The sequence below is a fragment of the Marinovum sp. E3 genome, from assembly GCF_055755275.1.
In genome coordinates this window covers 175,582-199,230 of sequence record NZ_CM146908.1, presented here as the reverse complement: position 1 = coordinate 199,230, position 23,649 = coordinate 175,582, and the positions used below count along the sequence as shown (strand labels likewise).

Below are 23,649 nucleotides of genomic sequence, written 5' to 3'. Positions count from 1 at the left end.
ATGACAGATATGACAGAGCAGAGCCCGACACCAGAGCCCCCGCAGGCCGCCGGGCAGGTTTCCGACGCGGTGCGCGGCAATTGGGTCGACCGGCTGGCACCCGCCGCCACCCGGCCCTACCTGCGGCTGAGCCGCGCCGACCGGCCGATCGGCACCTGGCTCCTGCTGCTGCCCTGCTGGTGGGGGCTGCTGCTGGCGATGTTGCACACCGACACCGCGCGCTGGCACGATCTCTGGATTTTCGTCGGCTGTGGGCTGGGCGCGCTCCTGATGCGCGGCGCCGGCTGCACCTGGAATGACATCACCGACCGTCACATCGACGGCTCGGTCGCGCGCACCGCCAGCCGGCCGATCCCCTCGGGGCAGGTCAGCGTCACCGGCGCGCTGCTCTGGATGGCGGCGCAGGCGCTTGTGGCCTTTGCCATCCTGCTGACCTTCAACGCCGCCGCCATCCTGCTGGGCGTTGCCGCGCTGGTGCCGGTGGCGATCTATCCCTTTGCCAAGCGCTTTACCTGGTGGCCTCAAATCTTTCTCGGCTTCGCCTTCAACTGGGGCGCGCTGCTGGCCTGGACGGCACATACCGGGCGTCTGGAATGGCCGGCCGTCGTGCTCTACTTCGCGGGCATGGCCTGGACGCTGTTCTATGACACGATCTATGCCCACCAGGACAAGGAGGACGACGCGCTGATCGGGGTGAAATCCACCGCCCGGCTGTTCGGCGATGCGACGCCGAAATGGCTCGGCCGCTTTCTGGTGGCCAGCGTCAGCCTGATGGGGCTGGCAATCATCCTGGCGGTGCCGAAAGCGATGATCCTGGCGCTGGTGATCGCGCTTGGCGGGCCTTGGGCCTTTGGCTGGCACATGGTCTGGCAGATGCGCATGCTCAAGATGGACGACATGGACCGGCTGCTGATGCTGTTCCGCTCGAACCGCAACGCCGGGCTGCTGCCTGTGCTGTTTTTCGCCGCCGCGCTTCTGGCGTGATTGAAACCGCCCGGCGACCGGCGTATCCCAACGCAACCGTTCACAGCCCGGACCCGCCGAATGCGCCTTTCGACTTATGTGCTGCCCGCCTCTTCATTCGCCCTTGCGGCGGTTCTGTCGGTCGTCGCTGCCGGTTCTGCCGTCACCCTGGTGGAAGACGCCTCGGAACAGGCCGTCACCGAACAATTCCAGATCGCCGGGCTGAGCTGGGCCTCGGTCGATGCAACCGGCCTTCAGGTCTTTCTCTTCGGCACCGCGCCGACCGAGGCCGACCGGTTCCGCGCCCTGTCGAACGCCGGCCAGGTGGTCGATGCCGCAAGGGTGATCGACCAGATGGACGTGGTCGACACCCAGGACCTCGCGCCGCCGAAATTCTCGGTCGAGATCCTGCGCAACGATTCCGGCGTCTCGCTCATCGGGCTGGTGCCCAAGGGCGACAAGCATGACGCCATGGTCACCCGAATGGGCAAGATCGTCGGCCAAGAGAATGTCTCGGACCTGATGGAGACCGCCGAACACCAGGTGCCGCCGGGCTGGGACGACGCCATGCGCTTTGCGCTCGAGGCGCTGACCCGCCTGCCGCGCTCGAAGATCTCGGTCGAGCCGACGCAGGTGCTTGTCACCGCCATGACCGACAGCGAAGACGAGCGCGTCAAGACCGAGGCCGCGCTGCTCAAGCTCGCGCCCGAGGATGTGCGTGTGCAACTGGCGATCTCGGCGCCGCGACCGGTGATCACCCCCTTCACCCTGCGCTACGTGATCGAGGAAGGTGCCGGCCGCTTCGACGCCTGTTCGGCCGATACCGACGAGGCGCGGGCGCGCATCCTTCAGGCCGCCGAGGCGGCGCAGGGCATGGCGCCCGACACCGAATGCCGGATCGGGCTGGGCGTGCCGACCAAGCGCTGGGCCGAGGCCGCGGAACTGTCGATCGCGGGGCTGGGCGCGCTGGGCGGTGGCACCGTGACGATGACCGACGCCGAGATTTCGATGATCGTGCCCGAGGGCACCGATCAGGCGCTTTTCGATCAGACCGTGGGCACGCTGGAAAACGACCTGCCGCCGGTCTTCGATCTGACCGCCGTTCTGCCGGAAACCCCGGAGGCCAACGACGACGGCCCGCCGGAATTCGTCGCCACCCTGAGCCCCGAAGGCCAGGTGCACCTGCGCGGCCGGGTGTCGAGCGAGATGACTCGGCAGACCGCCGAGAGCTATGCCAAGGCGGCCTTTGCCAGCGCCGCGGTGCGCACCACCGCCCGGGTCGACGATACCCTGCCCGGCGGCTGGCCGGTGCGGGTGCTGGCGGCGATCGAGGCGCTGTCCTACCTTGCCAATGGCGCGGTCACCGTCACCCCCGACGACATGCACATCGCTGGCCGGACCGGCGACCAGTCGGCCAGCGCCGCGATGGCGGCGCTGATGGCCGAGAAGCTGGGCGAAGGCGCCGAATTCACCATCGAAGTCGAATATGCCGAGGCGCTCGACCCGCAGGCCGCGCTGCCCACCCCCGAGGAATGCCTGGGCCGCATTCAGACTGTCCTCGGCGACCGCAAGCTGAGCTTCGAGCCGGGGTCCGACACGCTCGACGCCGCCGGCAAGGACATCCTCGACGACATTGCCGAAGTGCTATCGGGCTGCGACCAGATCGATCTCGAGATCGCCGGCCACACCGACAGCCAGGGCCGCGAGAGCATGAACCTCGATCTCAGCCAGTCCCGCGCCAATGCGATCCTGACCGAACTGCGCAACCGCCGGGTGCTAACCTCGACCTTCCGGGCCAAGGGATATGGCGAGACCCAGCCGATCGAGAGCAACGACACCGAAGCGGGGCGCGAAGCCAACCGCCGGATCGAATTCCGCCTGCTGCTGCCCGAGAATGACGAGACAGCCGAATCCGAGCTTGAAAGCCCTGACGATTCCGTAGAAGAAGACGGCGCTTCTGGCACGGAGGACGCTGCGGATGAGTAGGACCGAATTTGTCATCGCGACGGCGATCATCCTGTTTGTGGCCTTCTGCCTGGGATGGTTCGCAAACTGGCTGCTGCACCGGTTCACCGCGGTGTCGAAATCCGACGTCGGCGAGCTCGAGCGGATGAGCCAGGAGCTGCACGAGGCCGAAGAGACCCGCGATCAGGCAATCACCTACCTTCAGCAGCGCGAGGCCGAGCTGACCAACCAGCTGGCCCAGACAGAGGCCGAGTTGTCCGCCGCGATGGAAGGCCTGCGCGACGCCCGCCACGAGGCCGAAGAGCTCCGCGCCTACGCCGAACGCCTGCAACAGAACGCCGGCTGAGGCGCCGCGACGGCCCCCGGTCAAGCCCGGGCTGCGCGTATCCCGCCACGGCTTGATCCGCCGCCCCGCGCGCCGGGGCCTCGCCGTCCGCCGCGGCCGACAGACCCCGGGTCAGGCCCGGAGCGCGAACCCCGTGCCTGACTCGCAGCGCGCCACCGGCCCCGCCCGGATCACCCGTCCTTGCGGATCGTCTCGTTCTTCGGGTCATAGGGCGCGTCGCAGGTCACCACCGCATCCCAGAGCTGTCCCTGCATCCGCACCTTGAGCCGCGTGCCCTCCGCCGCCAGATCGGGCCGCACATATCCCATGCCGATCGATTTGTCGAAGGCCACCGAATAGCCGCCCGAGGTCAGCCGGCCGATTTTTTCACCGTCAAGATAAAGCGCCTCACGGCCCCAGGGATCGGCGTCCTCCGGCCCGTCGATCAGAAGCGTGCAGCACTTCGACCGGACGCCCAGCGCCTGCATCGCCGCCTTGCCGCGGAATTCCTTCTCCTGATCGACAAATCGTGGCAGATCGGCCTCCAGCGGCGTCGCGTCGCGGCCCAGCTCGGTGCCGAAGGCACGATAGCTTTTCTCCTGCCGCAACCAGTTCTGCGCGCGCGCGCCCACCAGCTTGAGCCCATGCGCCGCGCCGGCCTTTTCCAGCAGGTCGAAAAGATAGTTCTGCATCTCGATCGGGTGGTGCAGCTCCCAGCCCAGCTCGCCGGTATAGGCCACGCGGATCGCCATCACCGGGCACATGCCGAGCTCGATTTCGCGCGCCGACAGCCAGGGGAAGCGTTTGTTCGAAAGCGCCGTGTCAGGTTCCGCATCCTTGATCACGTCGCGCAGCAAGGCCCGCGCCTTTGGCCCCGCCACCGCGAAAACACCCCATTGCGTCGTCACGTCATGCACCAGCACCAGCTTGCCGGTGCGTTCCATGAAATCCTCGGCGGATTTGCGCAGGTAATCGCCGTCATACTCGGTCAGCGCCCCGGCCGAGACCAGGTAATAGCCGTTCTCCTCGCGCCGCACGATGGTGTATTCGGTGCGTGTCGTGCCTGCCTCGGTCAGCGCATAGGTCAGGTTGATGCGGCCGACCTTGGGCAGCTTGTTCGTGGTGAACCAGTCGAGAAACTCGGTCGCCCCCTTGCCCGACACCCAGTGCTTGGTGAAGGCCGAGGCATCGATCAGGCCGACGCCCTCACGCACCGCCTTTGCCTCGTCGACCGCATACTGCCACCAGCCGCCGCGGCGGAAGCTGCGCGCGTCGTGGTCAAAGCTCTCGGGCGCGTCCAGCGGGCCGAAGTAGTTCGGACGCTCGAAGCCGTTGACGCAGCCGAACTGCGCGCCCCGCGCCTTCATCCGGTCATAGCAGGGCGCGGTGCGCAGCGGCCGGCAGGCCTCGCGCTCCTCATCCGGATGGTGCAGGATGTAGACGTGCTCGTAACATTCCTCGTTCTTGCGCGCGGCGTATTCCGTCGTCATCCAACGGCCGTAGCGCTTGGGGTCGAGCGCCGCCATGTCGATCTCGGCCTCGCCCTCGACCATCATCTGCGCCAGGTAATACCCGGTGCCACCGGCGGCGGTGATGCCGAAACTGAAGCCCTCGGCCAGCCACATGTTGCGCAGCCCCGGCGCCGGGCCGACCAGCGGGTTGCCGTCAGGGGTGTAGCAAATCGGGCCGTTGTAATCGTCTTTCAGCCCCACCGTTTCCGACGACGGAATGCGGTGGATCATGCTCATGTATTCCTCTTCGATCCGGTCGAGATCGAGCGGGAAGAGATCGGCGCGGAACGACTCCGGCACATCGTAGAGGAAACGCGCCGGCGCATTGCGCTCATAGGGGCCGAGGATCCAGCCCTTGCGCTCTTCGCGCACATACCATTTGGCATCGGCATCGCGCAGTACCGGGTGTTCGGCGTTGCCGGCGGCACGCCATTCCGCCAGCGCCGGGTCGGGCTCGGTGACGATGTACTGGTGTTCGACCGGGATCGCCGGGATCTTCAGCCCCAGAAGCCGCGCGGTGCGCTGCGCATGGTTGCCGGTGGCGGTGACGACATGTTCGGCTGTGATGACCTGCTGCTCGTCCGACGGCACCAGGTTGCCGCCTTTCTCGACCATCTTGGTCACCGTGACCTGCCACTCCGCGCCGGTCCAGTGATAGCCGTCGACCTGCCAGCGCCGCTCGACCACCACGCCGCGCTGGCGGGCGCCCTTGGCCATCGCCTGGGTGACATCGGCCGGATTGATGTAGCCGTCGGTCGGATGATAGAGTGCGCCCTGCAAATCCTCGGTGCGCACCAGCGGCCAGCGTTCGCGGATCTGGTCGGGGCTCATCCATTCGTAGGGAATGCCCACGGTCTCGGCGGTCGAGGCATAGAGCTCAAATTCGTCCATCCGCGCGCGGCTCTGCGCCATGCGCAGGTTGCCGACCACATAGAAACCGGCGTTGAGCCCGGTCTCTTCCTCGAGCGTCTTGTAGAACTTGACCGAATAATCGTGGATATGGCTTGTCGCATATCCCATGTTGAACAGCGGCAGAAGCCCGGCGGCATGCCAGGTGGACCCCGAGGTCAGCTCGTCACGTTCGAGCAGCATCACATCCTGCCACCCGGCACGCGCGAGGTGATAGGCAATCGAGGTGCCGACGGCACCACCGCCGACGACAAGCGCTTTTACATGGGTCTTCATAGCGGGCTCACTCCAGAGGGCTTTGACCCGTGGATAACGCCCCGCGCCGGGCCGCTGCAAAACCAGCCCGACCAGTGAAGCAATGAAAGCGACATTCGCCACCGGCGGGGCGGGGCGATACGGGCGGCCCCCGGGACGTCGCGGCGCTGGCGCGCCCGAGACCCGCATTCGGCATCACCGCCGGTGCCGCCCGCTTCGGTCAAATGGCCGGCGAAGCGCCCGGATCAGCCTCCGGCCGAAAAGCGCAATCTTCTCATGCGCTTCGCCCGAAGGCGCCGCCGACCGGCCGGCCGCGCCCGTGGCGGGGCCCGGGCAGATGAGCGCATCACACCGTTTATTAAGGGTCTCATGCGGCGGAAACGTGCTGATTTGTCCGCCCCCCCCTCTTTCGTCCGGTTGCGCGGCTCCGTATAAGTGCCCGTGGCCGGGCTCTGGTGCAGAGTCGCGGCCCATATTTATGGCAGACTCCGACTTGCAGCACCAAGCGAAGGGCGCATCCTGAATGTTTTCACTGTCCGACCTGACTGGTATGTTCTCCGCCGATATGGCCATCGACCTCGGCACGGCCAATACGCTGGTCTATGTCAAAGGCAAGGGCGTGATCCTGTCCGAACCCTCGGTGGTGGCCTATCACGTCAAGGACGGCGTCAAGAAGGTGTTGGCGGTGGGCGAGGATGCCAAGCTGATGCTGGGCCGGACGCCGGGCAGCATCGAGGCGATCCGCCCGATGCGCGAAGGGGTGATCGCCGATTTCGACACCGCCGAAGAGATGATCAAGCATTTCATTCGCAAGGTGCACAAGCGCTCGACCTTCTCCAAGCCCAAGATCATCGTCTGCGTGCCCCACGGCGCCACCCCGGTGGAAAAACGCGCCATTCGCCAGTCGGTGCTCTCGGCGGGCGCACGCAAGGCCGGGCTGATCGCCGAACCGATCGCGGCGGCCATCGGTGCCGGCATGCCGATCACCGATCCCACCGGCAACATGGTGGTCGATATCGGCGGCGGCACAACCGAAGTTGCGGTGCTGTCGCTGGGCGACATCGTCTATGCCCGCTCGGTCCGCGTCGGCGGCGACCGGATGGACGAAGCCATCGTCAACTATCTGCGCCGGCAACAGAATATCCTGGTGGGCGAGAGCACCGCCGAACGCATCAAGACCTCGATCGGCACCGCGCGGATGCCCGACGACGGGCGTGGCGCCAGCATGCAGGTGCGCGGACGCGACCTGCTGAACGGCGTGCCGAAGGAAACCGAAGTGACCCAGGCCCAGGTGGCCGAGGCGCTTTCTGAGCCGGTGCAGGCGATCTGCGAGGCGGTGATGACCGCGCTCGAGACCACGCCGCCGGATCTGGCTGCCGACATCGTCGACCGTGGCGTGATGCTGACCGGTGGCGGCGCGCTGCTGGGCGATCTTGACCTGGCGCTGCGCGAGCAGACCGGGCTGGCGGTGTCGATTGCCGACGAGAGCCTGAACTGCGTGGCGCTTGGCACCGGCAAGGCGCTGGAATACGAAAAGCAGCTGCGCCACGCGATCGATTACGACAGCTGAGCCGGCGGTGGGGAGCGCCCCCACCCTTCGCCAATCGTGAAGCGGCCGCGTCTGGATTGCGCCGGCCCGGCCGTGATATGACGGACTGACCCAGAGACCGGAGACGCCGCGTTGGCCCGAGATCGCGCGCATCAGGAGGATTACGCAGGCCCGCTCCGGCGGCTGGTGACCTTTGTCATCCTGCTCTGTCTGATCGGGCTTTTCATCTTCTGGCGGATCGACAGCCCGCGGGTCGAACGGTTTCGCGCCCAGGTGGTCGACCGGGTGATGCCGGGCTTTTCCTGGGCGATGGCGCCGGTCACCGCCACGGTCAACCTGATCCGCGATTTCCAGTCCTATCAATCGCTCTACGCCCAGAACCAGGAGCTGCGCCGCGAATTGCAGCAGATGAAGAGCTGGAAGGAAGCCGCGCTGCAACTCGAACAGGAGAACGCCCGCCTGCTCGATCTCAACAATGTGCGCCTTGATCCGCAGCTGACCTATGTCACCGGCGTGGTTCTGGCCGACAGCGGCTCGCCCTTCCGGCAGTCGCTGTTGCTGAACGTCGGCAACCGCGACGGCATTCAGGATGGCTGGGCGGCGATGGACGGGCTGGGGCTGGTCGGCCGCATCTCCGGCGTCGGCGAACGCACCAGCCGGGTGATCATGCTCACCGACACCTCGTCCAAGGTGCCGGCGCTGATCCAGCCGTCGGGGCAAAAGGCGCTGGTGGTGGGCGACAATTCCATGGTGCCGCCGATCGACTTTCTCGAAGACGCCGACCAGGTGCGCCCCGGCGACCGGGTGATCACCTCGGGCGATGCCGGCGTGCTGCCGCCGGGGCTGGTGATCGGGCAGGTCGCCAAGGATCCGGGCGGCCGCCTGCGGGTGCGCCTCTCGGCCGATATCGAGCGGCTCGAATTCCTCCGGGTGCTGCGCGATCACGGCACGCCCGCGGTCGACACCGCCGGCGATCTGGTGGTGCCCCCCGAAACCGAGGGGGATCTGGCCGAAGAGGCGCCGCAGGACACCGGGGAGGCGGTCGATGGCTGACAATACCGCCTCGCGACTCTGGCTGATGCGCCTCACCTTCCTCGCCCTGGCGCTGACCACGGTCTTTTTCCGGCTGCTGCCGCTCGAAACCGGGCCGGTGCGCTGGCCCGCGCCCGACGTGCTGCTGGCGCTCTGCCTGGCCTGGTCGCTGCGCCGCCCCGATTATGTGCCGGCGGTCTTTGTCGCCGCCGCGATCCTGCTGACCGATTTCTTTTTCCAGCGCCCGCCAGGGCTGATGGCGGCCATTGTCGTGCTGGCCTGCGAAGCCATGCGCAAGCGCGGCCCGGGGCTGCGCGACGCCGGGTTCCTGGCCGAGATGATCCTTGTCGCGCTCACCATCCTTGCGGTGGCGCTGGCCTACCGGGTGGCGCTCACTCTCTTCATGCTGCCGCGGCCGCTTCTGGGGCTGTCGCTCTTGCAGGTGCTCTTTACCGTGGCCATCTATCCCGTCGTGGCGCTGGCCTCCGAGTGGCTGCTCGGCGTGCGCGCCCGCAGCAACGCCGAACTCGCCGCCGGGAGGATGACATGAGACGCCCGCCCAAGGACACGCTGGAAAGCGCCCGCAAGATAAGCCGCCGGGGCCTCGTGGTCGCCGGGCTTCAGGCCGGGTTTGTCGGCCTGCTGGGCTGGCGGATGCGCCACATGCAGGTCGATCAGGCCGATCAGTTCCGCTTTCTGGCGGAAGAAAACCGGATAAACATCCGGCTGATCCCGCCGGCGCGCGGCGAGATTTTCGACCGCAACGGCGTGGCCGTGGCGGCCAATGCGCCGGCCTATCGCATCACCATGGTGCGCGAGGACGCCGGCGACATCGACGCCGTGCTCGACAGCCTGGGTCAGCTGGTCGATCTCGATCCCGAAGAGGTCGAACGGGCCCGCGCCGAGATGAAGCGTTCGGCGCCGTTCCTGCCGGTGACCGTGGCCGACCGGGTAAGCTGGGAAGACATCTCGCGCGTCGCCGTCAACGGCCCCGCCCTGCCCGGGGTTACCCCCGAGGTGGGCCTGTCGCGGCATTACCCGCTGCGCCACGATCTGGCGCATGTCGTGGGATACGTCGGCCCGGTTTCGGAACGCGATCTTGCGCATTACGCCGATCCGCCGCCGCTGCTGCGCATTCCGCGGTTTCAGATCGGCAAGGTCGGCGTCGAGACCAAGCTCGAAGAGGTGCTGCGCGGCAAGGCCGGAGCCAAGCGGGTCGAGGTCAACGCCGTTGGCCGCGTCATGCGCGAACTCGACCGCCGCGAAGGCACCAGCGGCGCCACTGTGCAGCTTACCATCGACAGTCAGTTGCAGAACTACACCGCCGCGCGGCTGGGCGAGGAAAGCGCCAGCGTCGTGGTGCTCGACCTCGAGCATGGCGATGTGCTCGCCGCCTGTTCTTCACCTTCCTACGACCCCAACAAGTTCGTGCGCGGCATTTCCGTCGCCGATTACAGCGTCCTGCGCGAGAACGACCACCGGCCGCTGGCCTCAAAGATCGTGCAGGACGCCTATCCGCCGGGCTCGACCTTCAAGATGGCTGCCGCCCTGGCGGCGATGGAGGCCGGGCTGATCACCCCCACCGAAACCGTCTGGTGCCCCGGATATCTCGAGGTCTCGGGCCGGCGATTCCACTGCTGGAAACGTGCCGGTCATGGCCACATGAACCTCGAGAAAAGCCTGCGCGAAAGCTGTGACGTCTATTACTACGACCTCGCCATCAAGGTCGGCATCGAAAAGATCGCCGAGATGGCCCGCAGGCTCGGACTGGGCGAGGTGCATGACCTGCCGATGTCGGCGGTGACCAAGGGGCTGGTGCCGGACAAGAACTGGAAATTCGTCAACCGCGGCGCCGACTGGGTGGTCGGCGACACGGTGAACGCCGTGATCGGCCAGGGTTTCGTGCTGACCTCGCCGCTGCAACTGGCGGTGATGACGGCGCGGCTGGCCACCGGCCGCAGCGTTGCGCCACGACTGATCAAGCGGATCGATGGCGTCGAAGAGCCCTCGCGCGGGGGCGAAAGCCTCGGCATCAACGAGAACCACCTGCGCCAGATCCGTAAGGCGATGTTCGAGGTCTCGAACAACCGGCGCGGCACCGCCTATCGCTATCGGTCGGTGGCCGAAGACGTGCGGATCGCCGGCAAAACCGGCACCAGCCAGGTGCGCAACATCACCGCCGCCGAACGCGCCCGCGGCGTCACCCGCAACGAGGACCTGCCCTGGGAGCGGCGCGACCACGGTCTGTTTGTCAACTTCGCCCCCGCCGAGGCGCCGCGCATCGCGGTGGCGACGGTGGTCGAACATGGCGGCGGCTCCGGCGCCGCCGCGCCGATCGGCCGTGACGTGACGCTTCAGGCGCTTTACGGCGGCGATCCGCCGCTTGACGCCTATCCCAGCGCCGACCGGGGTCGCATCAAGACCCAGCAAGAGCGGCTGGCGCGCGAGCGCCGGACGCCAGCCGCCCCGGGCCAGGAAGAGGCCTGATGTCGTATCTCGAGTACAACGTCAAACATGTGCCCTCGGGGCCGCGCAAGATATTCTACCTGAACTGGCCGCTGGCGATCCTGCTGGCCTCGGTTGCCGCGATCGGCTTTCTGATGCTCTATTCCGTGGCCGGCGGCTCTTTCTCGCCCTGGGCGGAACCGCAGATGAAGCGCTTCGCACTGGGGTTCGTGCTGATGCTGATCGTGGCGCTGGTGCCGATCTGGTTCTGGCGCAACATGGCGGTGGTGGCCTATTGCATCTCGGTGGTGCTGCTCCTGGCGGTGGAATTCGTCGGTGTCACCGGCATGGGCGCCCAGCGCTGGATCGACGTCGGCTTCATGCGGCTGCAACCCTCGGAACTGATGAAGATCACCCTGGTGATGCTGCTGGCCGCCTATTACGACTGGCTGCCGATCAAGAAGACCTCGCGCCCCTTCTGGGTGATCCTGCCGGTGCTCATGGTGCTGTTTCCGACCTTCCTGGTGCTGCGTCAGCCCGATCTCGGCACCGCCATTCTGCTGATGACCGGCGGCGGGCTGGTGATGTTCATGGCAGGCGTGCACTGGGCCTATTTCGCCGCCGTCCTGGCCGCCGCGGGCGGGCTGGTGACGGCAGTGTTCCAGAGCCGGGGCACCGACTGGCAATTGCTCAAGGACTACCAGTTCCGCCGCATCGACACCTTTCTCGATCCGTCGACGGATCCGCTGGGCGCGGGCTATCACATCACCCAGTCCAAGATCGCACTGGGATCGGGCGGCTGGACCGGGCGCGGCTTCATGCAGGGCACGCAGTCGCGGCTGAACTTCCTGCCCGAGAAGCATACCGATTTCATCTTTACCACCCTGGCCGAGGAATTCGGCTTTGTCGGCGCCTTTTCCCTGCTCGGGCTCTATGCGTTGATCATCGCCTTCTGCGTCACCTCGGCCTTGCAGAACCGTGACCGTTTCGCGGCACTGCTGACGCTGGGCATCGCGACGACCTTCTTCCTGTTCTTTGCCGTCAACATGTCGATGGTCATGGGGCTGGCGCCGGTGGTGGGCGTGCCGCTGCCGCTGGTGAGCTATGGCGGCTCGGCGATGCTGATCCTGATGATCGGCTTCGGGCTGGTGCAATCGGCACATGTTCACAGACCACGCGGGGCCATATGACCAACATCCTTTTCGCCGCCGGACCCGATCGCTGGGACGATTGGGCACCACCTCTGCGCGCCGCGCTCGATCAGGCCGGGCTCGGCTATGCGCTGGCGCAGGACATGGCGCCGGAGGTGGTGGATTACATCGTCTATGCGCCGGATTCAGCGTTGCAGGATTTCACGCCCTTCACCCGCTGCAAGGCGGTGCTGAACACCTGGGCCGGGGTCGAGGCGGTGGTCGGCAACCAGACCCTGACCCAGCCGCTGGCGCGGATGGTCGGCGGCGGGCTGACCGAGGGGATGGTGGAATATGTGCTGGGCCACAGCCTGCGCCATCACCTCGGCATGGACGCCCATATCGTGAACCCCGATCACGACTGGCACTGGGCGCCGCCGCCGCTGGCCTCCGAGCGCCGGGTGACGGTGCTGGGGCTCGGGGCCCTGGGGGCCGAGGTGGCGCAGAAACTGGCCGGCGTGGGCTTTGCCGTCACTGGCTGGAGCCGCCGGCCGAAAGAGATCGGCGGGGTCCGTACCCTGAACGGCGATGACGGTCTGGCCGAGGCGCTGCGCGGGGCCGAGATCCTGGTGCTGCTGCTGCCCGACACGCCGGCGACCGAGAACATCCTCGATGCCGAGGCGCTGGCGCTCCTGGCCAGGGGCGCATTCGTGATCAACCCGGGGCGCGGCCCGCTGATCGATGATCAGGCACTTCTGGCGGCGCTGGACAGCGGGCAGATCGGCCATGCCACGCTCGACGTCTTTCGCGAGGAGCCCTTGCCCAAGAACCATCCGTTCTGGGCGCATCCCGGTGTCACCGTCACGCCGCATGTAGCCTCGGAAACCCGGGCCGCAAGCGGCGCCGGGGTGATCGCAGAGAACATCCTGCGCGGCGAGGCGGGGCAGCCTTTCCTGCATCTGGTGGATCGCACCGCCGGGTATTAACCGGCGGTTGGTTCCAAAGCGCGGGAATCGCGGATTGCGAGCCCGCCGCGCATCGCCAGGCCCGGAGCCCCTAGCTCGACACCTGTTCACGCAGGATCGACGCGGTCAGCGAGATCAGCAGGTAGATGCCGCCGAAGATCAGGAATGCCAGGATGGTGTTCTCGAACTTGCGCGGATAGCTCGGATCCTGCGACGGCACCGGCGCGACCGCAGTCTGAAGATAGCGCACCTGGGCATTGGCCTCGCGCCGGGTCTGGCTGAGCGAGGTCAGCGCTTCCTGCAACATCAGGTCGCGCGTCGCCAGATCGGCCTGCGCCATCTGGATTTCGGAGGACAACTGCGCCAGAGAATTTTCGCCTTCGGAGGCCTGCGTCATGTCGGATTGCAACCGCTCGAGCAGCCCGCGAAGCCGGCGGATATCGCCGCGCGCGCCTTCGACCTTGGCCTGGTTGGGCCGGGCATTGTCCAGCAGCGCCTGCAATTGCAACTCGCGCTCCTGGATCTGCACCTCGACATTGCCGATCTGCTGCCGCAACGAGGCGATCCGTCCCTCGGGGTCGAGCACCTGCGACACCTGCTGCAACTCCACCAGCCGCAACTGCGCTTCGCGGCGCGCGGTTTCAGCCTCTTCCAGCGCTTCGGTGGCGCCCTTGAGCTGATCCTCGCGCTTGCGCTGCGACAGGCTGTCGACCCGATCCTCGGCGTATTCGATCAACGCACCGGTATATTGCGCGCTGACCGAGGGGTTGGCCGCGACGATCTCCATCCGGATCACGCCTTCGGTCGGGTCATAGCCGATCTCGATGTTCTTCTTGTAAAGCTTGTAGGCGTCCTCGTTCGAGGCGGTGTCATCAAGCCGCTGGATCGGGTCGATCCAGTCCTGGCTGAAATGGCTGCGAAAACCGACATCCTGATCGAGCCGCAGCATCGCGTCCTTGGACATCAGATAGCTCTGCACCGCGATGGCGTCCTGGTTGGTGGCAAACTGCGTGCCCGAGAGCAGCCCGCCCATCCCGGAAGAGCCTCCGCCATCATTGGCGATGATCAGGAATTCCGACTTGGTGGCATACATCGGCGTCGCCACATTGTAGAAATACCAGCCACAGATCAGCGTCGGCAGGCCGACAAAGAAGGCCAGCCGCGACAGCAGCAATATGGACTTGCGGCGCCGGCGTTTGGCGATGTCTTTCTGGATATCGCCGATTTCGCGAATGCGGCGGTCCATCGGGTTGCTGGTTTCGGTTGAGGGCAGGTTCTTGCCCGGGGCCGGGACGGTCTGCGGCAATTGCACCTTGGTGTCCTTGCCCGGTGCCGGCTCATTCCCCTGCGCCGGCACCACCAGCTCCAGCATGTTGGAGCGCTGGAACGGGTCGATTCCCCGCTGGCGAAGCTGGCGCACGGCGTCGAAATCGCTGGTCACCGCCAGCCCGTGCTTCTGCGACATGCGCCGCGCCATGCGCAGTTGGCGCCCGGTCAGCCCTTCCTTGCGGATCGCCTCCATGTCGGTCTCGCCGGCGACCTGGGCCGCCGATGAGACCTCGCCCTCGCGCGAGAGCGCCGCCGGATCGGCGCGCTTGCCGCCGGTGATCCGGGCAATGGTGGCGCCGGTCCTGATATTGCGACTGGTCGCGGCATCGGCCGTGTCCTCTGACCGGGGCTCTGCCTCGGTTTCATCACCAGAGGGTTCCTCCTGCCGGAGGGCGCGGATCTGGCCGATCAGGGTGTCGGTCTCGGACGCGCCGGGCCGCGCGGGAGGCGGCGAAGAGATACCTTCCGGCCCCACCATCTCCTGCGCTCCGCCGGGGCGTGCGCGCCGAACCCGAAATTTCTTAGCCTTGGGTTTCGTAGTCATAGAGCTGCTTCGCTTCCTCCAAGGTTTCAAACATATGCAACTGGCCATTCAACAAAACACCGGCCTTGCGGGCGAACTTTTCTAGCACCTTGGGCTGGTGCGAGACAATGATGATGGTCGTGGTGCGCAGCCGTTCCGCGAGGATCGCGGCGGCTTTCTTGTTGAACTCCACGTCCGTCGAATTTGGCATGCCTTCGTCGATCAGATAAATATCGAAATCGAGCGCCAGCATCAGCGAGAATGTGAACCGCGCTTTCATGCCCGACGAATAGGTGCCGAGCGGCTGGTCGAAATATTCGCCCAGCCCGCAAAGCCAGCGGCAATAGGCCTCGACATAATCGGGATCGAGACCATAGAGCCGGGCAATGTAGCGGGCGTTCTCATGCGCCGAATGCTTCGACACCACGCCCCCCATGAACCCCAGCGGAAACGAGATGCGGCAGCCGCGGCGGATTTCGCCTTCGTCGGGCTTTTCCAGCCCCGCCATCATCTTGATCAACGTCGTCTTGCCGGTTCCGTTGGGGGCGAGGATGCCCAGCGACTGGCCCAGGTCCACGCGAAAGCAGGCGCGATCAAGGATCACCTTGCGCTGTGTTCCAGTCCAGAAGGACTTGCTCACGTTATCGAATTCCAGCATCTGATCTGGCCCCGGCGTCTGCTCGCCTCAAATTAATAGAGGTTGGTTAAAGCACTGTTAGACACCGATTTTGGTCATATTATGACCCAGATGGGCCAATTGTATCAACTCCCCGCATGGGGTATCACGCCAAGCACCCGGCCCTGCGGCGAAAATTGTCGCCGGAACGGCGCGGAATCGCCTATTGTTGTTCCATGCCCACAACCGCCACAGCCTCGGTCCTGCACCTGACGCTCACCGGCACCTTTGCCGCGCGCGCCGACGGCGACGCGCTGGCCGGGCTGTCGCGGCGCGGACAGGCGCTTCTGGCCTATCTGTCGCAACAACGTGACATGCGGGCCGAACGCGGGTTTCTGGCCGATCTGCTCTGGAGCGACCGATCCGAGGAACAGGCCCGCGCCTCGCTGCGGCAGGAGCTGTCGGTGCTGCGGCGGACCCTGCCTGACGGTCTGCTCGAGGCCAGCCGGCAGCATGTCTGGCTCGATCCGGCCAGGGTCGAGATTGCGTCGGGCGGCGGCGCGTTTCTCGCCGGATTCGATCTTGCGTCCGAAGGCTTCGAGGACTGGCTTCGCCAGAGGCGCCGCGCCGATCCTGCGCCCGCGACGCCCCCCGACCGGCGGTTCCTGACCCGCCCGGCTGTCCTGCTCTTTGCCTTCGAGGCTCTGTCGCAAGGCCCGCAGGACGCCATGATCGCGCTTGGCCTGGCCGACGATCTGCGCACCACGCTGTCCTACTGGCGCTGGTTTCCGGTGATCGGGCCAGAGGCCATCGGCTGGAAAACCGCGCGCGAGATCGATCTGCGCACGGCGGCGGCCCAGGTCGAGGCCGCCTATGCGGTCAGCGGCACCCTGCTTTGTCTCGGCAACCGGGTGAAAATCTCGGTCGGCCTGACCGAAACCGAGACCGGCCGCACCTGCTGGTCGCGTAATGTGGATGGCCAGCTCGACGATATCTTCACCTTTCAGGAAGAGGCCAGCCGCGCCATCGTCGCCCAGCTCGAGCCAGAGATCGCTCATGCCGAAACCAGCCGCATCGCCCGCGTTCATCCCGTGTCGATCGGGCCATGGCAGGTCATGGCGCAGGCCGACGACATCAACCGCACCGGCGGCGAAGGCTATGGCACGCCCGAGAGCAACGCCGCGCAGGAACAGCTGATGCAGGAGGTGCTGCGCCAGCACCCGGAATTTTCTCCGGCGCTGGCGCGGCTGGCGCGGGTCTGGTTTCGCCGGGCGCTGCTGGGCTGGACCGACGACCGCCCCGCCGCCTATGACACCACGCTCGACTTTGCCGGCCGCGCACTGGCCGCGGATCCGACCAACTGGGAGGCGCATGCCTATTTCGGGCTGGCGCGCATTTTCGGCCACCACGACTATGCCTCGGGCGAATATCACAGCGCCGAGGCCGTGCGGCTCAACCCGTCTGCCTCGCTGGCGCGGCACGGGCTGGCCTGCGCGCTGGAGTGGCTCGACCGGCCCGAGGAGGCGCTGGAACACATTGGCCTGATCTTTCGGCTCAATCCCGAATATCCGGCCCGCGCGGCGGCCCTGGGCCAGCTTGCCAGCTGCCGGTGCTTTACCGGCGACCGCGACGGCGCGGTCGAGGCGGCAAAAAGCCTTTTGGCCATCGCTCCCGATTATGCCCGCGGATTGCAGCGGTGCGTGACGACCTTCGGCGCCTGCGGCGAACCAGAGCTCGCCGCCCAGGCTCTGGCCCATTTGCGCGAGGTCCAGCCAGAATTTTCCGAGGCCTATGTCCGCGAGACCTACCCCTATGCCGGCCCGCGAAACCTCGAGATCCTGATCGATGGCTGGCGCCGGGCCGGGGCCTTCAGCGAATAAAAAACCGGCGCGGAGACCCGCGCCGGTGTTCTGTCCCGAGCCAGCCGCCGGCTCAGAGGTTCTGCTTTTCCACCCGGAAGATCTTGCCCGAGGCAATCGCCACCAGCGCGGCGGCAAAGCTGAACAGCGCGCCCATCTTGGCGGCATCCTGCACCGGCCCGGCATTGAAGGCGACCGAGGCGACAAAGAGCGAGACGGTAAAGCCGATCGCCGCGACAAAGCCGATCACCACCAGATCGATGATCCGCATACCCTGCGGTATCCCCAGCTTGAGCGGCTTGGCCGCGACCCAGCCGAACAACAGGATGCCCACCGGCTTGCCGATCAAGAGCCCGGCCAGCACCAGCCAGGTCGCCGGCCCGATCGACGAGAATTCGACCCCGGCGTTGAACAGGCCAAAGAAGAACAGGACGATCTCGACCGGGTGCTTCAGCGCATGTTCGATCATGTTCAGCAGATCGGTGAGATATTGCTCGGCCTCGGAAAAGATGCCGAAGGCGCGATCGGCATGCGGGATCGTCGGCACGATGGGCAGCAGCCCAAGCGCCGGGTGCAGGCCGGACATCATGAAACCGTACCAGCTGGCACAACCGGCCAGCAGATAGGGCCAGAACGACAGGGTTTTGCGCACCCAGGTCGAGGCCGGCCGGTCCTGATTGCCCTGGTCGAGCCGGCGCGGCAGCCAGTTGGCCAGCAGAAAAACCCCCAGCGCGGCGCCAAGCGACAGCAGCAGCCATTCCGGCGCCAGTTCGCCCGACGGATAAAAGACCGCGAGAATGATCAGCCCGGCGGCATCATCGGCGATGGCCAGAAGCAACAGGAACCGCACCGCCGGGTGACCGGCGCCAAAGACCAGCCGCCCGATCAGATAGGAAAAGGCGATGTCGGTCGCGGTGGGAATCGCCCAGCCATTGGCCACGGCACTGTAGGTCTCCGACCCCATGACGGCCGCAAGACCCAGATAGACGGCAATCGGCCCGAACATGCCCCCGGCGGTGGCAAAGAGCGGCGTGGCAGCCTTCTTGCCGCGCAGGCTGCCGTTCTCGAGGATCACCGCTTCCCAGACTTCCTTGGCGGCGATGGCAAAGAAGAAGGCCATGAGCAGATCGTTGACCAGATAATGCAGCGTCAGGGTGCGACTGCCCTCGCCAAAGACGAATTGCGCGCCATCCGCCCCGGTGTACACCTCGGCGCCGGCGGCCACCATTTCGGCAAAGGCCGGATCACTCGCGGCGATTTCGGCGGCGTGATATTCCCCGATGGGCGCGTGATCCCAGATCACGAAATCGACGAAGTAGTGGTAGGTGTCGGCCCAGTAGTGCGGATCGCCCGCCACCGGGGCGATCAGGTCCAGATTTGCCCAGACCAGCGCAATCAAGGCGCCAAAGATCAACAGCAGCGAATAATTGGTCAGAAAATTCCAGACGCGATACATGTCTTCCCCGGCCCTTCCCCTGTTTGTGGTTTTCGACGTACCTCAAATACCCCCGCGCCGCAACGCAAGCCGGGCGAAATCGGCCGGCAAGCCTTTCAAATGCGTTTTGACAATCCGAGCCATTGCATCGAACAGGCACGCTCCGGCTTCGGGGTCACCATTGGCCTAAACCTCGGTGACACGCTTGAGCGTGGCCATCAGGCTGTGAAACTTTTCGCCCTGAATCGCCACATGGCCGCGCAGCGTCTCGGCCGCCGCCATCGGGTCGCCGGCCTCGAGCGCGTCGAGGATGGCCTTGTGTTCGGCCATGGACTGCGCCATGCGGCCGCGCAGCCGCAATTGTTGCCGACGAAAGGGTTTCAGGCGCCGGTGCAACTCGTTGGCCTCTGTGGTCAGGTAGCTGTTGCCGGATTGCTCATAGATGATCCGGTGGAACCGCTCGTTCTCGGTATAATAGCCATCCGGGTTCTGACAGCCGACGGCGGCCTCGCATTTCACATTGGCATCCTGCAACGCCGCCAGGGCTTCGTCGGAAATGCGCATCGCGGCAAGGCGGCCGCAGACCGCCTCGATCTCGGCCATCGCCTCGAACATTTCGATCAGCTCGACAGGCCCCGGCTGGCGCACAAAGGCGCCCCGACGCGGCACCAGTTCGACCAGCCCGGAACGGGCCAGCCGCTGCAAGGCCTCTCGGAAGGGCGTGCGCGAGACCCCGAATTGCTCGGCCAGACGCACCTCGTCCAGACGGTCGCCATCGGAATAGGTCCCGTCGAAAATCCGCTCTTCGAGCGCTTCCGCAATGGTATCGGCACGCCGTTGCTCCATGTTATCTGTATAGGCGCGCCGGCGCGTCGAACGCAAGAATGCCCGTCTTGTATACAAAAATCTTGACCTGAAATACATCGTATGGTTGGCTGCGGCTGTCCCGGCCCTGCCGGGTCCGACATCCATGGCCGGCTGCCCCGCGTCCGGCCGGCCGCGTGAGGGGAGTTGTGGCATGACCCTGCTGGCGGACCTTCTGTCCACCGTCTTTGAACGACGCTACCGCCGTGACGCGCCGATAGCGGCCGAGGATGGCCGTCCGCTGACAGACCTGGCCATGGCGCTGGTCGGATCGGCCAGCGAGACCTCGGGGCTGGCGCTGGCGAGCGAAATCCTGGCCCGCTTCGGCGCGCTCGACGACAATCGAAAGCTCGAGTTCTTCCGCTTTCTCGCCAGCTCGATGAACATCGATCCCGAAGCGGTCCGCACCCGGCTCGACGCGTACGAACGCGCCCCGTCAAAGTCCAGCTATCGCGCCTTTGCCGAGGCGGCCGAACCGCGCCGGCAGGAGCTGATCCGGCGCCTGAACCGGGTTCAGGGCGCTACCGGCGAACTGGTCAAGATGCGCGCCGATCTCTTGCGGCTCGGGGGGACCGAACCGGAGCTTGCGGCACTGGATCTGGATTTCCGCCACCTCTTCGCCTCTTGGTTCAATCGCGGCTTCCTGGTCCTACGGCCGATCAGCTGGGAAAGCCCGGCGCATATTCTGGAAAAGATCATCGCCCATGAGGCGGTGCATGCCATCGACAGCTGGTCCGAGCTGCGCCGCCGGCTCGAACCGACCGACCGGCGCTGTTTTGCCTTCTTTCACCCGGCGATGCCGGATGAGCCGCTGATTTTTGTCGAAGTGGCGCTGACAACCGGCATCCCCGGTTCGGTGCAGGCGCTGCTGGCCGAAGATCGCCTGCCCCTGCCAGCAGCCGAGGCCGACACCGCAGTGTTCTATTCGATCTCCAATTGCCAGGCGGGGCTGGCCAGCATTTCCTTCGGCAATTCCCTGATCAAGCAGGTGGTCGCCGATCTGGCGGCAGAACTGCCGGGGCTCAGGACATTTGTCACCCTGTCGCCGATCCCCGGCCTGACCCGCTGGCTCGACCAGGAAAACGTGAGCTGGAGCGTCGACGACCCGACGCAGGTGAAAACACTGGCTGCGCATTACCTGCTGCACGCCAAATCCCGCGGCGGCCTGCCCTCTGATCCGGTCGCCCGCTTTCACCTTGGCAATGGCGCCATCGTTCAGGCGGTCCATGCCGATGCCGACACCTCTGACAAGGGCCGCGCGCAATCCGGCGGCGCAATGGTGAACTACCTCTACGATCTCGCCCGTGTCGAAGCGAACCACGACGCCTATGTCATCTCCAGAGAGGTCATGGCGGCAAAAGACGTCAGGGCGCTGGCAGATGCCGCAGATCTTACTCCGACCCAAGAAAGCTGACCCATGGCGAACCCCCTTTACGATGGTCTGTTTGGCGCGCATGCCGGCAAATCCACCCCTTTCCTGCGGCTTGCCGACGGGCAGGTCATCACACACGGCGCCTTTCTCGAGAGCGCCGCGCGGATCGCCAATGTAATGGCCGATCTGGGGCTGGCGCCCGGCGACCGGGTGGCCGCCCAGGTCGAGAAATCCCCCGAGGCGCTGGCGCTCTATGCCGCCTGCGCGCAGGCGGGGCTGGTGTTTCTACCGCTCAACACCGCCTATACCGCCGATGAGCTTCAGTATTTCATCGAAAACAGCGGTGCTTCGCTGATCGTTTGTGACGGCAGGAGCGACGCGACCCTCGCCCCGTTGGCCGGACAGTTCGGCGCCCGGATCGAGAGCCTGAACGCCGACGGCAGCGGCAGCCTGATGGACAAGGCCCGCGCCATGCCGGCGAATTTCGCCACGGTGCCGCGCACGGCCGACGACCTCGCCGCCTTTCTCTATACCTCGGGCACGACCGGGCGCTCGAAGGGGGCGATGCTGACCCAGGCCAACCTGCTGTCGAATGCCCGAACCCTGGTCGAGGAATGGCGTTTCACCGCCGATGACGTCCTGCTGCATGCGCTGCCGATCTTTCACACCCATGGTCTTTTCGTGGCCACCAATGTCGCTCTGGCGGCGGGCAGCAGCATGATCTTCCTGCCGAAATTCGATCCCGACCAGGTGATCGCGGGTCTGCCCGAGGCCACGGCGATGATGGGCGTGCCCACCTTTTACACCCGCCTGCTGAACGACGATCGTTTCACCCGCGATCTTTCAGCGCATATGCGGCTTTTCATTTCCGGCTCCGCGCCCCTGCTGGCGGAAACCCACGTCCAGTTCGAGAGCCGCAGTGGCCACCGCATCCTTGAACGCTACGGCATGACCGAAACCAACATGAACACCTCGAACCCCTATGAGGGCGAACGCCGCGCCGGCACCGTGGGCTTTCCGCTGCCGGGCGTCGAGCTCAAGATCACCGATACCGAAACCGGCAAGACCCTGCCCGACGGCGAGATCGGCCAGATCGAGGTGCGCGGCCCGAATGTCTTCAAGGGCTATTGGCAGATGCCGGAGAAAACTGCGGCAGAGCTGCGCGACGACGGGTTTTTCATCACCGGCGATCTCGGCCGGATCGACACTGACGGCTATGTCCACATCGTCGGCCGCAACAAGGATCTGATCATTTCCGGCGGGTACAATATCTACCCCAAGGAAATCGAACTGGTGCTCGACGACCAGCCCGGCGTGCTGGAAAGCGCGGTGATCGGCGTGCCGCATCCCGATTTCGGCGAAACCGTGCTGGGGGTGATTGTGCCCGAGAAAGGCGCCGCCCCCGACACCGAGGCGATGATGCAGGCGGTGCAGCAGGCACTGGCGCGGTTCAAACATCCGCGGGCCCTGGTCATGCTGGATGACCTGCCGCGCAACACCATGGGCAAGGTGCAGAAAAACCTGCTGCGCGACAGCTACAAGGACATGTTCGCCGGCTGAGCCTTGCCCTGCCCCGGTGCCGTCAGGCCTGGGCCACCACCACTTCGGTGCCCCAACTGCGGCAGGCGGCGGCAAGATCGCGCGGCAGCGCCTTGTCGGTAAAGAAGCTGTCGACATCCGCCAGCGACGCGATCCGGGCCGGGGCGGTGCGGGCGAACTTGGTGTGATCGGCCACCAGAAAGGTCTTGCGCGATTGGCGCAGGATGGTGCGGCTCACGCTCACCTCCTGGATGTCGAAATCCATCATGTCGCCATCGGCATCCAGCGCCGAACAGCCGACGACGGCCAGATCGAACTTGAACTGGCTGATGGTGTCGGTGGCAAGATTGCCGACCAGCCCGCCATCGGTGCGGCGCAGGTGGCCGCCAGTGACGATGATCTCGCAATCGGGGTTGGCCGCGAGGATATTGGCAACATTCATGTTGTTGGTCACCACCATCAGCTTGGTGTGATGCAGCAGCTCCTGCGCCACCGCCTCGGTCGAGGTGCCGATGTTGAGAAACAGCGAGATGTCGTTGGGAATGCGCGCGGCACAGGCGCGGGCGATGGCGAGTTTCGCCGCAGGGTTGAGTGAGCGACGTTCCTCGTAAACGATATTTGTGGTACTTGAGGGCAGCACTGCCCCGCCATGCACCCGTTCGAGTCGCCCGGCATCGGCCAGGTCGGACAGGTCGCGCCGTATGGTCTGTAAGGTGACGCCGAAATGTTCGGCCAGATCTTCGACGGTGACCTTGCCTTCACGACGGGCGATTTCAAGGATTTCCGGATGCCGAAAAGTTTGCGACATTCTTTTCGTTTCCTTTCGATATGCCTCAATCGAATGCCGACCGGAGGACATCTACGTAACATACCGTCAAAACCGCAAGACTGACAACAACAAAGCCCAGGATTCGACCGGATACCGGGGCCGTTTTCGCTTTGACATGGGGAATATCCCCATGTTTGACAGAGCTTTGCGCGAAATCGAACACTAACGAAAACAAAACCGTTGAAAACCGCGCATCTCTGTGTCAGAACTGACGCAACAAGCGTGAAGGGAGAA

General features: G+C 65.6%; 18 protein-coding genes. 12 read left to right on the top strand and 6 right to left on the bottom strand.

Annotated elements, in window-relative coordinates:
• Positions 1-9: 9 nt before the first annotated feature.
• From ubiA to AC0J5K_RS00880, 3 genes are read left to right on the top strand one after another with little or no spacing between them, the layout of a single operon-like run.
• Complete coding sequence (gene ubiA / locus AC0J5K_RS00890; protein ID WP_274566106.1) at positions 10-984, top strand: 4-hydroxybenzoate octaprenyltransferase; 975 nt, start codon at positions 10-12, stop codon at positions 982-984.
• Between the two features lie 60 nt (positions 985-1,044).
• Positions 1,045-2,949 (top strand): OmpA family protein, encoded by a 1,905-nt coding sequence (locus AC0J5K_RS00885; protein WP_274566107.1) that lies wholly within the window; start codon positions 1,045-1,047, stop codon positions 2,947-2,949.
• On the top strand, positions 2,942-3,274 hold the full coding sequence (locus AC0J5K_RS00880; RefSeq protein WP_048529148.1) for a hypothetical protein: 333 nt from the start codon (positions 2,942-2,944) through the stop codon (positions 3,272-3,274). The genes AC0J5K_RS00885 and AC0J5K_RS00880 overlap by 8 nt, the downstream gene beginning before the upstream one ends.
• Positions 3,275-3,444: 170 nt before the next feature.
• Here AC0J5K_RS00880 and AC0J5K_RS00875 read toward each other — a convergent pair whose 3' ends face one another.
• Entirely contained in the window at positions 3,445-5,949 is a 2,505-nt protein-coding gene (locus tag AC0J5K_RS00875) for a GcvT family protein (RefSeq protein ID WP_274566108.1), read from the bottom strand.
• 502 nt (positions 5,950-6,451) lie between these two features.
• Between AC0J5K_RS00875 and AC0J5K_RS00870 the strand changes: the two genes are divergently transcribed.
• The 6 genes from AC0J5K_RS00870 to AC0J5K_RS00845 all read left to right on the top strand — a co-directional run bounded on the left by AC0J5K_RS00870 (position 6,452) and on the right by AC0J5K_RS00845 (position 13,070).
• Positions 6,452-7,498, top strand: a complete 1,047-nt coding sequence (locus AC0J5K_RS00870; RefSeq protein WP_048529144.1) for a rod shape-determining protein — start codon at positions 6,452-6,454, stop codon at positions 7,496-7,498.
• A gap of 111 nt (positions 7,499-7,609) precedes the next feature.
• A complete protein-coding gene (mreC, locus tag AC0J5K_RS00865) occupies positions 7,610-8,530 on the top strand; it encodes a rod shape-determining protein MreC (protein ID WP_074837494.1) in 921 nt (306 codons plus the stop codon).
• Positions 8,523-9,059 (top strand): hypothetical protein, encoded by a 537-nt coding sequence (locus tag AC0J5K_RS00860; protein WP_048529142.1) that lies wholly within the window; start codon positions 8,523-8,525, stop codon positions 9,057-9,059. The genes mreC and AC0J5K_RS00860 overlap by 8 nt, the downstream gene beginning before the upstream one ends.
• The gene (gene mrdA, locus AC0J5K_RS00855; RefSeq protein ID WP_074837493.1) at positions 9,056-10,996 is read left to right on the top strand and encodes a penicillin-binding protein 2; all 1,941 of its coding nucleotides are present in this window, start codon (positions 9,056-9,058) and stop codon (positions 10,994-10,996) included. Before AC0J5K_RS00860 ends, mrdA begins: the two co-directional genes overlap by 4 nt.
• Positions 10,996-12,144, top strand: coding sequence for a rod shape-determining protein RodA (gene rodA, locus AC0J5K_RS00850; RefSeq protein WP_048529139.1), 1,149 nt, complete (start codon positions 10,996-10,998; stop codon positions 12,142-12,144). Before mrdA ends, rodA begins: the two co-directional genes overlap by 1 nt.
• Positions 12,141-13,070 (top strand): 2-hydroxyacid dehydrogenase, encoded by a 930-nt coding sequence (locus AC0J5K_RS00845; protein WP_074837492.1) that lies wholly within the window; start codon positions 12,141-12,143, stop codon positions 13,068-13,070. Before rodA ends, AC0J5K_RS00845 begins: the two co-directional genes overlap by 4 nt.
• A 70-nt stretch (positions 13,071-13,140) precedes the next feature.
• Here AC0J5K_RS00845 and AC0J5K_RS00840 read toward each other — a convergent pair whose 3' ends face one another.
• Both AC0J5K_RS00840 and AC0J5K_RS00835 read right to left on the bottom strand, forming a co-directional pair.
• The gene (locus AC0J5K_RS00840) at positions 13,141-14,922 is read right to left on the bottom strand and encodes a KpsE/RkpR family capsule polysaccharide export protein (RefSeq protein WP_274566109.1); all 1,782 of its coding nucleotides are present in this window, start codon (positions 14,920-14,922) and stop codon (positions 13,141-13,143) included.
• On the bottom strand, positions 14,900-15,559 hold the full coding sequence (locus AC0J5K_RS00835) for an ABC transporter ATP-binding protein (RefSeq protein ID WP_048529134.1): 660 nt from the start codon (positions 15,557-15,559) through the stop codon (positions 14,900-14,902). The genes AC0J5K_RS00840 and AC0J5K_RS00835 overlap by 23 nt, the downstream gene beginning before the upstream one ends.
• 194 nt (positions 15,560-15,753) lie before the next feature.
• On the opposite strand from AC0J5K_RS00835, the gene AC0J5K_RS00830 reads away from it, so the two are divergent.
• A complete protein-coding gene (locus tag AC0J5K_RS00830; RefSeq protein ID WP_274566110.1) occupies positions 15,754-17,397 on the top strand; it encodes a hypothetical protein in 1,644 nt (547 codons plus the stop codon).
• 52 nt (positions 17,398-17,449) lie between these two features.
• Here AC0J5K_RS00830 and AC0J5K_RS00825 read toward each other — a convergent pair whose 3' ends face one another.
• Both AC0J5K_RS00825 and AC0J5K_RS00820 read right to left on the bottom strand, forming a co-directional pair.
• Entirely contained in the window at positions 17,450-18,832 is a 1,383-nt protein-coding gene (locus AC0J5K_RS00825; RefSeq protein ID WP_048529130.1) for a Na+/H+ antiporter NhaA, read from the bottom strand.
• A gap of 165 nt (positions 18,833-18,997) precedes the next feature.
• Positions 18,998-19,657, bottom strand: a complete 660-nt coding sequence (locus tag AC0J5K_RS00820) for a GntR family transcriptional regulator (protein ID WP_048529128.1) — start codon at positions 19,655-19,657, stop codon at positions 18,998-19,000.
• A gap of 172 nt (positions 19,658-19,829) precedes the next feature.
• On the opposite strand from AC0J5K_RS00820, the gene AC0J5K_RS00815 reads away from it, so the two are divergent.
• The gene (locus tag AC0J5K_RS00815; RefSeq protein ID WP_274566111.1) at positions 19,830-21,089 is read left to right on the top strand and encodes a malonyl-CoA decarboxylase; all 1,260 of its coding nucleotides are present in this window, start codon (positions 19,830-19,832) and stop codon (positions 21,087-21,089) included.
• Positions 21,090-21,092: 3 nt separating this feature from the next.
• A complete protein-coding gene (locus AC0J5K_RS00810; protein WP_274566112.1) occupies positions 21,093-22,607 on the top strand; it encodes a malonate--CoA ligase in 1,515 nt (504 codons plus the stop codon).
• A gap of 22 nt (positions 22,608-22,629) precedes the next feature.
• On the opposite strand, the gene AC0J5K_RS00805 is transcribed toward AC0J5K_RS00810, so the two are convergent.
• The gene (locus AC0J5K_RS00805) at positions 22,630-23,394 is read right to left on the bottom strand and encodes a DeoR/GlpR family DNA-binding transcription regulator (protein WP_274566113.1); all 765 of its coding nucleotides are present in this window, start codon (positions 23,392-23,394) and stop codon (positions 22,630-22,632) included.
• Positions 23,395-23,649: the final 255 nt, after the last annotated feature.

Bases quoted from the DNA above. Each gene is read 5' to 3' on its own strand.
- AC0J5K_RS00830 (WP_274566110.1), top strand. From the start codon at position 15,754: ATGCCCACAACCGCCACAGCCTCGGTCCTGCACCTGACGCTCACCGGC.
- AC0J5K_RS00880 (WP_048529148.1), top strand. From the start codon at position 2,942: ATGAGTAGGACCGAATTTGTCATCGCGACGGCGATCATCCTGTTTGTG.
- AC0J5K_RS00825 (WP_048529130.1), bottom strand. From the start codon at position 18,832: ATGTATCGCGTCTGGAATTTTCTGACCAATTATTCGCTGCTGTTGATC.
- AC0J5K_RS00845 (WP_074837492.1), top strand. From the start codon at position 12,141: ATGACCAACATCCTTTTCGCCGCCGGACCCGATCGCTGGGACGATTGG.
- AC0J5K_RS00835 (WP_048529134.1), bottom strand. From the start codon at position 15,559: ATGCTGGAATTCGATAACGTGAGCAAGTCCTTCTGGACTGGAACACAG.
- AC0J5K_RS00860 (WP_048529142.1), top strand. From the start codon at position 8,523: ATGGCTGACAATACCGCCTCGCGACTCTGGCTGATGCGCCTCACCTTC.
- mrdA (WP_074837493.1), top strand. From the start codon at position 9,056: ATGAGACGCCCGCCCAAGGACACGCTGGAAAGCGCCCGCAAGATAAGC.
- AC0J5K_RS00870 (WP_048529144.1), top strand. From the start codon at position 6,452: ATGTTTTCACTGTCCGACCTGACTGGTATGTTCTCCGCCGATATGGCC.
- AC0J5K_RS00810 (WP_274566112.1), top strand. From the start codon at position 21,093: ATGGCGAACCCCCTTTACGATGGTCTGTTTGGCGCGCATGCCGGCAAA.
- AC0J5K_RS00820 (WP_048529128.1), bottom strand. From the start codon at position 19,657: ATGGAGCAACGGCGTGCCGATACCATTGCGGAAGCGCTCGAAGAGCGG.
- rodA (WP_048529139.1), top strand. From the start codon at position 10,996: ATGTCGTATCTCGAGTACAACGTCAAACATGTGCCCTCGGGGCCGCGC.
- AC0J5K_RS00805 (WP_274566113.1), bottom strand. From the start codon at position 23,394: ATGTCGCAAACTTTTCGGCATCCGGAAATCCTTGAAATCGCCCGTCGT.
- AC0J5K_RS00875 (WP_274566108.1), bottom strand. From the start codon at position 5,949: ATGAAGACCCATGTAAAAGCGCTTGTCGTCGGCGGTGGTGCCGTCGGC.
- ubiA (WP_274566106.1), top strand. From the start codon at position 10: ATGACAGAGCAGAGCCCGACACCAGAGCCCCCGCAGGCCGCCGGGCAG.
- AC0J5K_RS00815 (WP_274566111.1), top strand. From the start codon at position 19,830: ATGACCCTGCTGGCGGACCTTCTGTCCACCGTCTTTGAACGACGCTAC.
- AC0J5K_RS00840 (WP_274566109.1), bottom strand. From the start codon at position 14,922: ATGACTACGAAACCCAAGGCTAAGAAATTTCGGGTTCGGCGCGCACGC.
- AC0J5K_RS00885 (WP_274566107.1), top strand. From the start codon at position 1,045: ATGCGCCTTTCGACTTATGTGCTGCCCGCCTCTTCATTCGCCCTTGCG.